The sequence below is a fragment of the Burkholderia sp. AU33423 genome, assembly GCF_002223135.1.
Lineage (GTDB): Bacteria > Pseudomonadota > Gammaproteobacteria > Burkholderiales > Burkholderiaceae > Burkholderia > Burkholderia lata_D.
Genome location: NZ_NKFH01000007.1, coordinates 2,430,269 through 2,444,365 on the forward strand (window position 1 = coordinate 2,430,269; position 14,097 = coordinate 2,444,365).

Consider the following 14,097-nt stretch of genomic DNA (forward strand, 5'->3'; position numbering starts at 1 on the left):
CGCATTTTTTACTTATCGGAACGCCTCAAACAGGTAATTTCGGATGCCGCCTGTCAGCCGGTTTGATATTTCTCAAAAAATACGGGATTCACCGCATCGGTGAAAATACCGATATCGGCGTGATTATCAAGCCGATTTATTGCAACGCAATATCGGCACACCCTGAAAATATCGACACGAGAAATCCCCCACGTCGCCATTCATCAGACGAAAGAAAGCAAATCCGGCACTTGGCCGATCCTTTCGATTTCCGTTGCGCATCGATCGAACACCACCACCCCTTTACGAAAACAGGCTCATCAGATAAACCATCGGCCGGAACGAAACCGGCCGCGCATCGGGGTTCACCCACAGACGCACCGCATACACTGCGTACGCCGGCACTTCGCGCCAGCTCGAGTAGACGTCGCGCAACTGGAAACGGCGCGGATAGGCGGCGGAGATGTCCGCCCGCGCGATGCCGACGCGCTCGAACGCGAGGCGCGCCCGCGCGAGGTGGTAATACTGGCTGACGATCACCACGCGCGACAGACGGTGAGCCTGCAGGTACGCGAGCGTGTGCTGCGCGGTCGCGAGTGTGTTGTCGCCCTGGTCGTCGACCGTGATCCGGTCGGCGGGCACGCCACGCGCCACGAGATAGTCGCGCATCGCGGTCGCCTCGTTCAACCCGGGGCCGTCGATCGCGCCGCTGACGAGGAACGCCGGGCACTGCCCGGTGCGGTAGCAGCGCACGCCCACGTCGAGCCTGGCGGCGAGCACGGGCTTCGGCGCGCCGGCCTCGTCGAGCGCGTTGCCGAAGATCACGGCGACGTCGGCCGGCTCGCTCGGCATCCGCATCCCGTACGCGACCAGCGCAACGGCCGCGACGATCCAGACGCAGGCGACGACGGCCAGCAGGCGGCCCAGGCGGGCAAACACGCCCGGTTTGGTGTGGTTTTTCAAGGTTTTCGGTCTCTCAGGTCGTCGGGCTTAGCGGTTTGCCCAGCCCCGGACGGGCGCGTCACGCTAGCACGGTGCGCGTTCGGGTGTCCACGCATCGGACCGACGCGGGACGGCCTTCCGGCAAGTCGACTGGAGACACCTACCCGGCGACGCGGGTACGCAATTGGGAGATCGAATGAATGCAAATGACCGCGCCGCTCGGCGACGCCTGGCCGGCACGCCCCGAATCAGTCGGCCTGACACATCGTGAGCCGCCCCATCGCCTCGCCCGCGCCGCGCACCGCGCAGGTGGCCGGCTCGTCGGCGATCCGGGCGACGAGCCCCGTCTCGTCGTACAGCAGGCGTTCGAAATCCGCGAGCAGCGCGCCGCCGCCCGTCAGCACCACGCCGCGATTCGCGATGTCGGTCACGAGTTCGGCCGGCGCATTCTCCAGCACCGACTTCACCGCGCCGATCACCTGCTTGAGCGGCGCGGCCAGCGCGTCCGCCACGTCGTGGTTGGACAGTTCGATCGAGCGCGGCAGCCCGTCGCCGACACCCCGCCCGACCGCGCGCGTCGACCGGCGCGGCACCGCGCTGGTGGCCGAGCCGATCGTCTGCTTGACGTGTTCGGCCGTCTGTTCGCCGAGCAGCACGCCATACAGGTTGCGCACATGGTTGACGATCGCCGCGTCGAACTGGTTGCCGCCCACGCGAATCGCCTCGCGGTAGACGATGCCGCCGAGCGCGATCACCGCGACTTCGGTCGTCCCGCCGCCGATATCGACGACCATCGAGCCGACCGGCTCGGTCACCGGCAGGCCCGCGCCGAGCCCGGCCGCGAGCGATTCCTCGATCAGTTCGACCTCCGACACACCCGCGGCGAAGGCGGCCTCGCGGAGCGCGCGGCGCTCGACGGCCGTCGCGTCGGACGGTACGCACAGCGTGACTTCGACGCGGCGGCCGAAGCGCGAACGCGTGCGCGACATGTCGATGAAACTGCGGATCATCTGCTCGGCCGCGTGCGCGTCGGCGATCACGCCGTGCCGCATCGGCCGCACGGCTTCGAGATGCCCCGGTTCGCGGCCGAGCAGCGCCTTCGCGAGCTCGCCGACGGCCTCGAGCGTCGGCCGCGCGTCGGTCGCACCGGCACCGGCCTTGCGGAAGCAGACGACCGACGGCTGGTTCAGCACCACGCCGCGTTCCTGCGTATAAATCCGCGTACTCGCCGTTCCAGGGTCGATCGCAACGGGTTGCGCAAACAACTTTCCGAACAGCGGTGTCGACATATCAAACCTTTGTAATCGAGCGGACCCGGGCAGCCGCGCCGCATTTCGCGGCGCGTCCATGCCGCCCTATCAAGAACTTAGCGGCAAATCGTTCCGATACTTTAGGCAATTCCGATGATTTTTTCGCGAAACAATTGTCAAAAGTGCCGACCATGACGCGTCCGGCGACGCAACAGCCTCTCGCATTGCGTCTGTAAAACACGGTAATCTCTCGGTCTTGCCTGCTCCCGGCAGGCCTCAGACGCCCGATCACGCCAGGTATTTCCTCCATGACAGCGACCGTTTTCTTCCGCTGGGCGCGGGTGCGCCCGCTTTGCACGACGCTCGTCGCCTTCTGGTGCGGCACGGTCGCCGCGCAACCGCTGCCGGCCGCCGACGCCGCCGCCGCGGCCCCGGTCGCTGCCGCCAGCGCGCCGGCTGCCACGCCCGCCGCGTCCGGGCACACCTGCGAAGCCGACGGCGGCCCGGCCGGCCGCCCGTCGATCGGCCTCGTGCTGTCCGGCGGCGGCGCGCGCGGCTACGCGCACCTCGGTGTGCTGAAGGTGCTCGAGGAAAACCGCATCCCGATCGACTGCATCGCGGGCACCAGCATGGGCGCCGTGGTCGGCGGCCTGTACGCGAGCGGCATGGCCGCCGGCGAGATGCAGAAGCGGCTGTCGGAGGTCAACCTCGCGGACATCGCGTTCGACGTGACGGAGCGCGCGGACCTGCCGCAAACCAGCCGGGAGGACGAGCGCCTGTACATCAACGGGCTGACGCTCGGCTTCGGCAAGAAAGGCGTGAAGGTGCCGGTCGGCCTCGTGCAGGGCAACCGGCTGCAGGCGCTGCTCGCGAACTGGACGGCCGCCGTGCCGACCAACCAGCCGTTCGACCGCCTGCCGATCCCGTACCGCGCGGTCGCGACCGATCTGCAGACGGGCCAGATGGTGGTGCTCGACCACGGCTCGCTGCCGCTCGCGATCCGCGCGAGCATGGCGATGCCGGGCCTGTTCGCGCCGGCCGAGATCAACGGGCGCGCGCTCGTGGACGGCGGGCTCGTCAGCAACCTGCCCGTCGACACCGCGCGACAGATGGGCGCGAACGTCGTGATCGCGGTCGACATCGGCTCGCAACTGCGCCCGCTCGACGCACTCGCGTCGCCCGCCGACGTGATGCAGCAGATGGTCGGCATCCTGATCCGCCAGAACGTGACCGCGCAGCGCAAGCAGCTCGACGCGCAGGACGTGCTGCTCACGCCAGACCTCGGCTCGCTCGCGTTCACCGATTTCCAGAATGCGAAGCAGGCGATCGCCGCAGGCGCTGCCGCCGCGACCGCGGCGCTGCCGAAGCTGAAGCGCTTCGCGCTCACGCCGGAACAGTACGCGGCCTACCGGTCCGCGCACGCGCAGCCGCTGCCGCCGCCGATCCGGATCACGCGCATCGACATCAAGACCACCGGCGGCGTGCCGAAGCGGGTCGTCAGCAACGCGCTGCACGTGAAACCCGGCGACACCTACGATCCGGACACAGTCAGCAAGGATCTGCTCGGGCTCACGACGGGCGGCAACTTCGAGAGCGTCACGCAGCAGATCGTGAGCCACGGCGACGAAAACGTGCTCGAGATCGATGCGCGCGAGAAATACTGGGGGCCGAATTTCCTGCTGTTCGGGCTCGGCATGTCGAGCAGTTCGACCGACGAAGGCGGCTTCCGCCTGCACGTCGGCTACCGGCGGCCATGGCTCACCGAATCAGGGCTCGAATTCCGCGCGGACACGACGATCGGCAGCGACCTGCAATCGGCGCGCATCGAGTTCCGCCAGCCGCTGTCGATGGCGTACGGCGTCTATCTGTCGCCGTATGCGGAATACCAGCGCCGCTATGCGAACCTCTACGACGACAGCGGCGACGTGAAGATCACGCAGTACCTGATGCAGACCGCGCGCGCCGGGCTCGATCTCGGCCTGCCGATCGGGCGCCTCGGCGATTTCCGGATCGGCCTCGGTTATGTGACCGGGCACGGCTCGCCGACCTACAACCTGCCGTTCGACGACGGCAGCGGCCAGTCGCTGCTGTGGCCGAGCTTCACGTCGCAGGCGCTGACCGCGCGCGCGCGGCTCGTCATCGACCAGCTCGACGATCCGCTGTTCCCGCGCAAGGGCTATTTCACCGAACTGCGTATCGAACGCTCGCTGGTCTCGCGCAACGGGGGCTCGGCGTCGAACTTCGACGACAGCATCAACAGCGCGCCCTATACCGAGATCTACGGCAAGGCGATGGTTGCGCAGCAGTTCGGCCGGCACAGCGTCAGCGCGACGATCGAAGGCGGCAAGAGCATCGGCGGCACGAACCTGATCAACGCGTTCAATTTCACGCTCGGCGGCTTCCAGCATCTGTCCGCGTATGCGGCCGACCAGTTGAACGGCAACGAGCTCGCGTATGCGCAGGTGACCTACATGAACCAGCTGATGACGTTCAACGCATCGCCGATCAAGGCGCTGTCGGTGGGCGCCAGCGCGGAAGTCGGCAACGTCTGGTCGAGCGGCCAGCAGATCGGCGGCGGTGCGCTCAAGCAGAGCTATACCTTCTTCACGAGCCTGTCGACCGCGTTCGGGCCCGTGTACATCGGCGTCGCGCTCGCGCCCAGTGGCCGCCGCAACTTCTACCTGCAGCTCGGCCGTACCTATTGAGCGTGCGCGGATGCCGCTCCGGCGGCCTCCGCGTCTGCCTCGCGCCGCCCCCGCCGGGTCAGAACGCCGCCGCCATCGCGACCGCGCGGGCTCGCGCCCGCTCGATACTGTCGCTTGCCCGCACACTCCACGTGTGTTCGACGGTCAGGCTCCTGACCTCGCTCACGCCGATGAACCTCAACCAGAATTCGATGTAGTCGGCCTGATGCCGGAACCCGGGATTGTCCGCGCCCGCACCGGTTTCCCGGCTTTGCCCGCGAACATGGATCACCAGCGCGCGTGGAATCTCCAGCAACGGCGCGTACGCTGTGCCGTCGAACGTAAACAGCATGTTCCGCTGGCTGACGAGATCGATCAGTTGCTTGAGCTTGTACGGATAGCCGAAATTCCACATCGGCACGCCGACGACGATCCGGTCCGCCTCCTGAAAGCGCTTCACGAGCGACTGGATGCGCCGCCAGATCGACTGCTCCGCCTCATCCATCGGCGCGTTGGCGACGCCCTTGTACTTGGCGCCGATCGCCTCGCTGTCGAAGTCCGGCAAGTCCTCTTCCCAGACATTCAGCGTATCGACGTCGATCGTGGCGCCCGTTTCCCGGTACGCATCGACAAAGGCATTGGCGACCGCGATCGACGCCGACCTGGCGCCGCGGGGAGAAGACACGATATTCAAAAGCCGCATGATGTGTGCCCCGGACAGGCATGCATGAACAAGGGGGCGGCCATCGTGGCGGCCCCGGCTTCACTGCTGCGTCGCGGGCCGCCCGCCTGCGCGGTCATGGATCGGCCCGCCCATATAGTTGCAATTGCAATCGTACTGCAAAGCGCGTACGTGCGGCAAACGAATCGTCACGCGACGATCGCGGTGCGGGAAAGCATCGATACGGGGAAGCTGCGGCGGGACAGGCCGGCGACGCGCTCGAATCCGGCGCGCGCGGCAGTGTGCGGTCGTGGTGTGGTGACTGACGAGGCTCGGCGCCCGAGCGGCGTATCGCTAGACCGGCCAGCTGATCTCGAAGCGCGCGCCGCCGAGTTCGACGGGATCGACGACCGCGATCCGGCCGTTGTGCGCATGGAGCACCTGCCGCGTGATCGACAGGCCGAGGCCATAGCCGCCGGTGCGGCGGTCGAGGCGCACGAATGCGTCGAAGATTCGCTCGCGTTCGCTCTCCGGCACGCCGGGACCATCGTCCTCGACGAAGATCCCGATGTTGCCGTGCACGAGCGAGATCCCGACGACGATCCGCGATTTCGCGTACTTGCTCGCGTTGCGCAACAGGTTGCGCATCGCATACGACATCAGCCGCCGGTCCATCTTCACGCGCAGGTCCGATGCGATCGCGATGCGCGACTCGATCGCGCGCTCCGGATACAGCAGCTGCGCATCGCTGACCTGATGCTCGAACCACGCGACGGGCGCCGTCATCTCGAGGTTCGACTGCAGCGAGCTGTATTCGAGCCGCGCATACGTGAGGCTCATGTCGATCAGCTCTTCGAGCTCGGTCACGTCCTGCGCGATGCTCTCGAGCGCGCCCTGGTATTCGGCCGCGGAACCCGGTTCACGCAGCATTTCGAGCGCGAACCGCACGCGCGCGAGCGGCGTGCGCAGCTCGTGCGAGATGCCATTCGTCAGATCGCGCTGCGCGGCGATCAGCCGTTCCATGCGCATCGCGAGCGCATTCAGCGTCCGCGCGAGCGGGCCGATGATCACGCTGTGCGATTCGCGCGCACGCGTGTTGAAGCGTCCGCCCGTGAAGTCGATCGCGCGCTCGCGCACCATCACGAGATCCGACCATACGGGCCGCATCCACCGGTACGCCGCGAGCGCCGGTGCGGCGAACACGAAGACGAGCACGATCCAGATGTCGCCGGGCAGCGAGTCGAATGCATGCCACACGACCTGCGGCGACAATTCGACGCACAGCGCGAGCGCCGGCACGAGCGCGGTCAGCAGCACGAGGCCGAGCAGATGCAGGTAGGTACGCACGTAAAGGCGCGACCAGCTCGGGATGCGGTCGGCGCGCGTGTCGGTCCACGCGCGGCGGAAATGCAGCCAGCGCCATTTGACGTAGCGCAGCGTCGGCAACGGCGGTGCATCGGGGTGCGAACGGGTTCGTCGGATCATCTCGGCTCCCGGCCGGCGGGTGGAAGGCCCGCGCGGAACGTGACGGCGTCGTGCGAACGCCGCGTCATTCCCACGCGTGCTTGCTGAATTGATAGCCCTTGCTGCGGATCGTCTTGATCCGCTGCGGGTTGCTCGCGTCGTCGCGCAGCTTGCGGCGCAGCTTCGAGATGCGCCCGTCGATCGTGCGGTCGAGGCCGTCGAATTCGACGCCGCGCAACTGCAGCATCAGGTCGTCGCGGCTGACGACTTCGCCCGCATGGCATACGAGCGCCCACAACAGGTCGAATTCGGCCGACGTCAGGTCGGGCGTGCTGCCGTCGGGCAGCACGACGGAACGGTCGGTGCGGTCGATCGAGAACTTGCCGAACGCGTAGCGCTCGGGCTGCGGCGCGGTGCTCTCGGTCACGCGCGCGGGCGCGCGGCGCAGCTGGGCCTTGATCCGCGCGAGCAGGATGCGCGGCTCGACCGGCTTGTGCACGTAGTCGTCCGCGCCGAACTCGAGGCCGAGCAGTTCGTCGAACGGCTCGTCGCGCGCCGTCACCATGATGATCACGCCGTCGTACTGCTTGCGTGCCTCGCGGCAGATCTCGAAGCCGTCCTTGCCCGGCAGGTTCACGTCGAGAATGACGAGATCGGGCCGAATGGACAGGATCGCCGGCACCGCGGCGTCACCATGCAGCACAGTGTCGACTTCATAGTCGTTCTTGCGCAGGTAGCCGGCGATCAGCGTGGACAGGCGGGTGTCGTCTTCGACGAGCAGGATGCGAAAAGACATGGGCAGCGGTCGGGTCATCGGGGAAGCCGCGGCGGCGCCGGCCGGTGCCGGACGCCGGCCATTGGCCGAAACGTACCGCATGATACTGCGCCGGCCGATTGCCTGTTCAGAGGTCTTGAAAATAAGGGCGCGATATCGTCCGTGCTTGACGAATCGGCGCCGGGACGGTTCCATACGGGCTCGCCAGAATCCGGCCACTCACCTACCCGCCTGACTTGATGAATTACCAGACGATCCTCGAACGCATCCACACCGAACTCGCCCCCTGGATTGGCCAGGGCCGGGTTGCCGACTACATTCCCGAACTCGCGAAAGTGCCTGCCGACAAGTTCGGGATGGCCGTCGTGACGCTCGACGGAAACGTTTGCACGGTGGGCGACGCGTACGAGCGCTTCTCGATCCAGAGCATCTCGAAGCTGTTCGCGTGCACGCTTGCGTTCCAGCTGCTGGGCGACGAACTGTGGGAACGGGTCGGCCGCGAGCCGTCCGGCAACGCGTTCAACTCGCTGGTCCAGCTCGAGAGCGAGCGCGGCAAGCCGCGCAATCCGTTCATCAACGCCGGCGCGCTGGTCGTCACCGACGTGCTGTGCCGCCGCTTCGTGAAGGCCGAGACGGCGCTCGTCGAATTCGTGCGGCGGCTGATCGGCGCGAACGACATCGACTACGATTCGCGCGTCGCGCAATCGGAGCTGCAGCACGCGGAGCGCAACCGCGCGATGGCGCACTTCATGGCGAGCTTCGGCAACATGCAGATGCCGCCCGACATCGTGATCGATGCGTATTGCCGCCAGTGCGCGATCACGATGAACTGCGTCGAGCTCGCCACCGCCGCGCTGTTCCTCGCGAACGGCGGCGTCGCGCCGGTCACCGGCGAGCGGATCGTCGATTCGAGTTCCGCGAAGCGGCTGTCGGCGCTGATGCTGACCTGCGGCACCTACGATGCGGCGGGGGATTTCGTGTATCGCGTCGGGCTACCCGCGAAAAGCGGTGTCGGCGGCGGGATCGTCGCGGTACTGCCGGGCGAGATGGCCGTGTGCGTGTGGGCGCCGGGGCTCGATGCGAACGGGAACTCGCTGGCGGGGACTACGGCTTTGGAATGGTTGACGACCTATTCGGGGCGCTCGATCTTTTGAAGCGTCGAAGTCAAGCGTGCCTCATGTGGCGCGACGGCGGCAGATTCATATCGGCGCGCGCCAAAGCGCTTAATGGGGAATTCGGCCATCGGCGGCAATCGACCCGGAGCGGTCATCGGTCTTGCTCCGAAGCAGTCATTCGGTGCGGCCGCAATGCGAGGTCAGACAACACGGCCGGCACGCGGCTTCCAGATGTTCGTACGTGGCACGTATTTTTCATATCCCGTTCCATCATCAACGCCGACGACTCGATCGCCGAAACACTCAACCAGCGCGACAAGACTACCGATGCCACCAAATGGGTAACCATGCGGGTTGAACTCCAACGCATACCGTGTTGCTTGCGGTCGGATTGCGATGAGGTCGTAGTCTCCATTCCAGAATTCATCAAGCATGGAGACGAAGTCCCACTGCGGCGTCAGTATCTCAGGGGAATGTCGCTTCGGAAGCGGAGTGGAGAACCAATATTCGTTCTTAGAGGCCAGTTCAAAAACCTTGCTCAGCTCGCCTGAAGACGTTCCAGCAGACGAGCGAGCAGCCAAGTTTCAAGAATGCTTCGTGAATGTCGGCACGTCGCTCGAAGCGCGTGCGTAGACGACGGAAATTATGGAGCCAGGAGTGCGTACGCTCGACCACCCAACGATACTTGCCGAGCCCGCTGCCGTGTTCGGTCCGGCGCTTCGCGATCACGGGCCTGATGCCGCGCTCACGCAGCGCACGTCGGTGTCGTGTGGAATCGTAGCCGCGATCGGCGTAGACGACGCCGGGCTTCTGAAGTGGTCGGCCACGGACACCGCGAATCGGCGGAATTGCATCAACGAGCGGCAGCAACTGCGTGACGTCGTTGGCGTTCGCGCCGGTCAGGATCGCGACGACGGGAACGCCGTTGGCGTCTACGAGGATGTGGTGCTTGGAACCGGGTCGCGCACGATCCGTGGGGTTCGGGCCAGTTTTTCGCCCGCCCCAACGGCGCGCACGGACGACGAATCGACCGCAGCGTATGACAGATCGATCTGGCCGGCCGCACGCAACTTGTCGAGCAGCAACTCGTGCAGTTGGTCCCATACACCAGCCTTTTGCCAGTCGTTCAATCGCCGCCAGCAAGTTGCGCCCGAGCCGAAGCCCAGCCGAGTCGGCAAGTGGTTCCAGCGGATTCCCGTTTTGAACACGAACAGGATGCCGTTGAGCGCCGCACGATCGCAAACGCGCGGACGACCAGGATCGCTCTTCGCACGAGGCTTCGCGGGCGGCAGCAATGGTTCGATCAGTATCCACAGTTCGTCGTCAATGATCGGCGCTTCCATCCTTGGGCTTCCGTTGTTCTGGTGCCCAAGGTTAACAGCTCGCCGAGGAAGTAAACAGCCCCCTCACGGGGTTTTTGAACTGACCTCTTAATGCGGACGTAGGCGAGTTGAAGACATTGTTTTGGTAGGACCGTCAATAAAGTCGTCAACTCGCGGGCCGGAAGCCTTGATCCACAAGAATGCTGAAGTGACGGAATTATTTTGCTCTGCGGGGTTCGGCCACGCTTTGGATCGCGGCGTCGGTATGATTGGCTGCATTGCAAAATTGCGGTGGATAGCAGATTATCCCGGGCCATCCACCGCAACTACTCATGCTGCCTGGTTGAAGTAGGTAACCAGATCGGTGGTGCGCCCTGCAGCTAGCGCAGTCTGCACTTCCTGTTCCGACATTCCTGGCGAGAGCTGAGCATTGTTCACGTTGATATCGATGATCAGACTTCCGGCCTGATTATAGGCTGCCGTCCATGCGGTAATCGCCTGATCCAGGTCGTTGGCAACAGCCTGATAATTCGGCGCCTGCTGGTCGGCGATGGCGGCCTGGATGTCGTTAACCGCGCTGGTCACCTCATTATCGAGGGTCTGCCATTCTGCGAGTACATTCTCCAGGTTCGACTGCACCTCGGCAGTCTGCGCAGCGAAATCGCCGTATTGCTTGGCCATGCCCTGCAGAACTGCTACATCCTGAGTGATGCCGGTGATCTCGCTTTGCTTCGACTCGATCAGTGCCTTGTCGTTTTTGATCTTCACTGCATCGAGCGCGATGAATGTGGTCGCGACGGCAACAGCCGGACCGAGGACCAACCATGCAAGCGCTCCGACGGGCCAAGCCGCGATAGTTGCGACAACACCAAGAGTGATCGCGATCCCATCGGCGATGGATAGCGCGACAATCGCGGCCGTCAACGACTTGATGTCGCTCTTCAACTGATCGATCGCGGCATTAAGGTCGTCAATTTTTTTCTGATCTGCGCCGGCGTCCGCAGACGATTTATTGGCGATCGTTTGCAGCTGCTGCGCCATGTCAGGCACTTTGTTCTGATAGCTCTGTAGTGAAGAAAGGGTGCTTGAGACGAAAGCAAGCACGAGCGAAACCTGGGACTTCACCAAGTTCAAATCGGAGATCAAGGCGGATTTCGCTCCCGCGTTCGTCGGGTTCGCGATCAGCGCCTGCGCCTGGAGTTTTGCATCCTGCAACGCCGCCGAGATGGTGCCGTTATAATTCTGCACGCTGGCAGGTACCGTCAGCAGGCGCGCCATCACATTATTGATCCAATCGAGCGCGTCGGCTTGAGCATTCTGGTGGGCCGTAACGAAGTCCTGCCAATCCGGCGGCAAGGTATTCAGAACTCCCAGTTGAGAGCTGTAGACGCCAGTTGCCTCGGTGTTAACGAAAATGACGCTCTGCTTGTATGCAGCCTGTACATCACTCAGCGTTTGAACCCTTTTAGAAAATGCGAGGTGAAGTGCCACGGTTTGTTCCTCCTGTTAGCATTGCCGACAAGATTAAATTGATATACGCAAGAATGACATTTTTTTGTCAAGATCAAGGTATTATCCGTGTGGCCCAAGTTAAATTTGGGTGCTATCGGTATAATATTAAATTTATGGGCATCGTCAAGATAAGTTCTGGCATAAACAGATAAATATGATCTGTGCTACATGCAATGCTTCGGAACTTTATTGCTTCTTTACAGCTTATCACACGTCCGACGTGTTGTATCAAGGCTGCTTTGCGTGTTTGGATAGACCTTGTCGTCCGTCCAATTTCGGCGCCTTGAAAGGGAATCTCGATTTTGGTGCGTGCGCATCAATATTTTCATATATTTCATTATTTTTAATGCAGAGTGGCGTTGTTGCGTAAATCGAATTTAAGGACGAGGAGGCTCCACAGCTCATGACCTCAGACGATACGAGAACGGACCGCGGGCGTGCGAGGGCCGTCATGCGGTTGAGCACGCCCACGCCATCGTCTGTCTGATGAGCACGAACAGCCCGGACGTCGCCCAGTACGCGCTCGACAAGCCCAATTCATCCTGACTTCACTCACCCCAAACCATGAATGCGCAAAGGATGAAAGTCAGCTTTCTGGAGTAGTTTCCCGTCGTCCAACGACTGTCCATTCATAGCCAACCCAAGTTGCGCCTTCGAGGATGCTTTTAGATTGCACCGGGCCATCAACGCTTCCGTTTTCAGAGATACAGTAAGCACCCGGCAAAGGCGCCCAAGATTGCAATTTGCGACTGCGGATTCAACCCGTCGATGCAACACTCCTCGCTGCTATGCAGCCTTAAGGGTGTTGCATCGACGGGTTGAATCCGCAAGATGAAAAGGGACACTTGAACATCTCGACGGGAGCCAACTGAACGTCGCTTCATGGCCGAACCCGGTCCGACGACGAAGGTCGTGCCCAACGTTGGGGACGTGGGCGTCGACGACGGATGCCGACCCACCGCCATCATTCGTGCCTCCACCGCTGTGACAACCGCGTCCAAGATGTAGTGGCCATTGCGGTCAACTCGCTCCCTATGTAGCATCTACCGACATGTCGACGACGTGGAAGCAGCAGGTTTCGGCACCGCAAGCCAAGTTGACAGCTTTCGGGCAGAGCAGTTGCCAGCCCGTCCCGCTCGAAAACCGAGTGTGGGGTGTCGAGCAGTGCATTTGGCTGAACCGACTCGCGAGTGCCTTGCTGGCTCCGCCGTTTGGCATATTCGTCAATCCGATGCGGGGGAATGCGTGGACGACCTGCCATTTCTATCCGGAATTCCCGTCAATCATGTGCTTGACCGCCTCGCGAAAGCCGGAGGCAAAGAGATTGAATCCGGCAAGTTTTTGAGTCCCGAAAGCTCCGCGGCACTCGCGGTCAATTGTTTTGGCTGGTTCATTGAGCGACCTCGCCAACTGCCGCCACTGAAAGGCCTCGAGGACGCAGGAATTCCGGAGCTCGTAGACATCGAATTCTGTGCGCGATTTCCTTGGGCCGGCGGGCGCCATCCTTGGCTCGACGCCGTGGTACAGACGCCCAGGTGCCTCATCGGAATCGAGAGCAAGCGTTTTGAGCCCTTCCGGGACGTGAAATCGGTCAGCCTCTCAGACGCCTATGACCGCCCCGTGTGGGGCGCCAATATGAAGGGGTATGAAAGGATGCGAGACCGATTGCGCTCCGGAGATGTGAGGTATGTTCACCTCGATGCCGCGCAACTGGTCAAGCACGCGTTCGGTTTGGTGACCGAAGGCGGCCGACGCAACCGGGCGCCCGCGCTGTTTTATCTTTTCGCTGAACCCGCGGCGCGAGGCGGTCTTGCCATCGCTCCGGATAACCTTGCCCGGCACCGGGACGAAATTGCCAGCTTTGCAGCTGCGGTGGCAGGTGACGCAGTGACTTTCCATTCCGCGAGCTATAGGGAGTGGCTTGGGACCTGGTCTGTGCTAGACAGCCGAATCGCGGCACATGGACAAGCAATCATCGAAGCGTTCGAACCATGACAGTAACCCACGGAACGCATCGCATCACCACCGCCGTTGAAATGGCGCGATCGGCCAAGGGCAGCCCGACAATGCAGTCACACCGCATCGGCAACACGGGATGACGGGGTCCGTCGACCCCTCTCTGCCGTTCGACGGCAACCCGCCTCGCTGTCTGTTCCTGAAGCATCGCGGTCATCAGCCGGTTCGCTGCTGAAGATGTCGGGGCTCGCGCCGAGTGTGGCCTTGCGACCGAGGACCCAACGGCAGTTACAGTCGTCGGGCCACCGTGTCAGGGATGTAATCTCAACTGCGCAGAGCCGAAATCAACGACTCGCGTGCAGCCCCGGTACAAGTGCGTGGGCAGGCGCGCCAAGGGTCGCACAATTAGCTTGCATTCGTGCCAAATTTGTAACATA

General features: G+C 63.2%; 12 protein-coding genes. 3 read left to right on the forward strand and 9 right to left on the reverse strand.

Annotation, left to right across the window (positions count from 1 at the left end; genetic code table 11):
- Positions 1-282: 282 nt before the first annotated feature.
- Together CFB50_RS29465 and CFB50_RS29470 are read right to left on the reverse strand one after the other, a co-directional pair.
- Complete coding sequence (locus CFB50_RS29465) at positions 283-942, reverse strand: YdcF family protein (protein WP_069252197.1); 660 nt, start codon at positions 940-942, stop codon at positions 283-285.
- Between the two features lie 227 nt (positions 943-1,169).
- Positions 1,170-2,210 (reverse strand): rod shape-determining protein, encoded by a 1,041-nt coding sequence (locus CFB50_RS29470; protein ID WP_069252198.1) that lies wholly within the window; start codon positions 2,208-2,210, stop codon positions 1,170-1,172.
- A 269-nt stretch (positions 2,211-2,479) separates the two neighbouring features.
- Between CFB50_RS29470 and CFB50_RS29475 the strand changes: the two genes are divergently transcribed.
- Positions 2,480-4,876 carry a patatin-like phospholipase family protein gene (locus tag CFB50_RS29475; protein WP_069252199.1) on the forward strand — a complete coding sequence of 799 codons (2,397 nt, stop codon included), beginning with the start codon at positions 2,480-2,482 and terminating at the stop codon, positions 4,874-4,876.
- A 58-nt stretch (positions 4,877-4,934) separates the two neighbouring features.
- Here the strand turns inward: CFB50_RS29475 and CFB50_RS29480 are convergent, their stop codons facing one another.
- The 3 genes from CFB50_RS29480 to CFB50_RS29490 all read right to left on the reverse strand — a co-directional run bounded on the left by CFB50_RS29480 (position 4,935) and on the right by CFB50_RS29490 (position 7,776).
- The gene (locus CFB50_RS29480; protein WP_069252200.1) at positions 4,935-5,558 is read right to left on the reverse strand and encodes an FMN-dependent NADH-azoreductase; all 624 of its coding nucleotides are present in this window, start codon (positions 5,556-5,558) and stop codon (positions 4,935-4,937) included.
- Between the two features lie 312 nt (positions 5,559-5,870).
- Complete coding sequence (locus CFB50_RS29485; RefSeq protein ID WP_046548399.1) at positions 5,871-7,001, reverse strand: ATP-binding protein; 1,131 nt, start codon at positions 6,999-7,001, stop codon at positions 5,871-5,873.
- A gap of 64 nt (positions 7,002-7,065) precedes the next feature.
- Positions 7,066-7,776, reverse strand: coding sequence for a response regulator (locus CFB50_RS29490; RefSeq protein WP_039366515.1), 711 nt, complete (start codon positions 7,774-7,776; stop codon positions 7,066-7,068).
- A gap of 218 nt (positions 7,777-7,994) precedes the next feature.
- Between CFB50_RS29490 and CFB50_RS29495 the strand changes: the two genes are divergently transcribed.
- A complete protein-coding gene (locus CFB50_RS29495) occupies positions 7,995-8,909 on the forward strand; it encodes a glutaminase (protein ID WP_089448129.1) in 915 nt (304 codons plus the stop codon).
- A 161-nt stretch (positions 8,910-9,070) separates the two neighbouring features.
- Here CFB50_RS29495 and CFB50_RS39055 read toward each other — a convergent pair whose 3' ends face one another.
- The 4 genes from CFB50_RS39055 to CFB50_RS29510 all read right to left on the reverse strand — a co-directional run bounded on the left by CFB50_RS39055 (position 9,071) and on the right by CFB50_RS29510 (position 11,683).
- Positions 9,071-9,451 (reverse strand): hypothetical protein, encoded by a 381-nt coding sequence (locus tag CFB50_RS39055; protein ID WP_144020707.1) that lies wholly within the window; start codon positions 9,449-9,451, stop codon positions 9,071-9,073.
- The gene (locus tag CFB50_RS40255; protein WP_256978984.1) at positions 9,396-9,911 is read right to left on the reverse strand and encodes an IS5 family transposase; all 516 of its coding nucleotides are present in this window, start codon (positions 9,909-9,911) and stop codon (positions 9,396-9,398) included. The genes CFB50_RS39055 and CFB50_RS40255 overlap by 56 nt, the downstream gene beginning before the upstream one ends.
- Positions 9,803-10,213 (reverse strand): transposase, encoded by a 411-nt coding sequence (locus CFB50_RS40260; protein WP_256978861.1) that lies wholly within the window; start codon positions 10,211-10,213, stop codon positions 9,803-9,805. Before CFB50_RS40260 ends, CFB50_RS40255 begins: the two co-directional genes overlap by 109 nt.
- A gap of 309 nt (positions 10,214-10,522) precedes the next feature.
- On the reverse strand, positions 10,523-11,683 hold the full coding sequence (locus CFB50_RS29510; RefSeq protein WP_069252240.1) for an enterotoxin (HBL): 1,161 nt from the start codon (positions 11,681-11,683) through the stop codon (positions 10,523-10,525).
- Between the two features lie 1,266 nt (positions 11,684-12,949).
- Between CFB50_RS29510 and CFB50_RS39060 the strand changes: the two genes are divergently transcribed.
- Positions 12,950-13,699, forward strand: a complete 750-nt coding sequence (locus CFB50_RS39060) for a PGN_0703 family putative restriction endonuclease (protein WP_144020708.1) — start codon at positions 12,950-12,952, stop codon at positions 13,697-13,699.
- Positions 13,700-14,097: the final 398 nt, after the last annotated feature.

What these genes read in the sequence shown, in the direction of transcription:
- CFB50_RS29480 (WP_069252200.1), bottom strand. Translation starts at nt 5,558, where the DNA reads ATGCGGCTTTTGAATATCGTGTCTTCTCCCCGCGGCGCCAGGTCGGCG.
- CFB50_RS29475 (WP_069252199.1), top strand. Translation starts at nt 2,480, where the DNA reads ATGACAGCGACCGTTTTCTTCCGCTGGGCGCGGGTGCGCCCGCTTTGC.
- CFB50_RS29470 (WP_069252198.1), bottom strand. Translation starts at nt 2,210, where the DNA reads ATGTCGACACCGCTGTTCGGAAAGTTGTTTGCGCAACCCGTTGCGATC.
- CFB50_RS29495 (WP_089448129.1), top strand. Translation starts at nt 7,995, where the DNA reads ATGAATTACCAGACGATCCTCGAACGCATCCACACCGAACTCGCCCCC.
- CFB50_RS29485 (WP_046548399.1), bottom strand. Translation starts at nt 7,001, where the DNA reads ATGATCCGACGAACCCGTTCGCACCCCGATGCACCGCCGTTGCCGACG.
- CFB50_RS29490 (WP_039366515.1), bottom strand. Translation starts at nt 7,776, where the DNA reads ATGTCTTTTCGCATCCTGCTCGTCGAAGACGACACCCGCCTGTCCACG.
- CFB50_RS40260 (WP_256978861.1), bottom strand. Translation starts at nt 10,213, where the DNA reads ATGGAAGCGCCGATCATTGACGACGAACTGTGGATACTGATCGAACCA.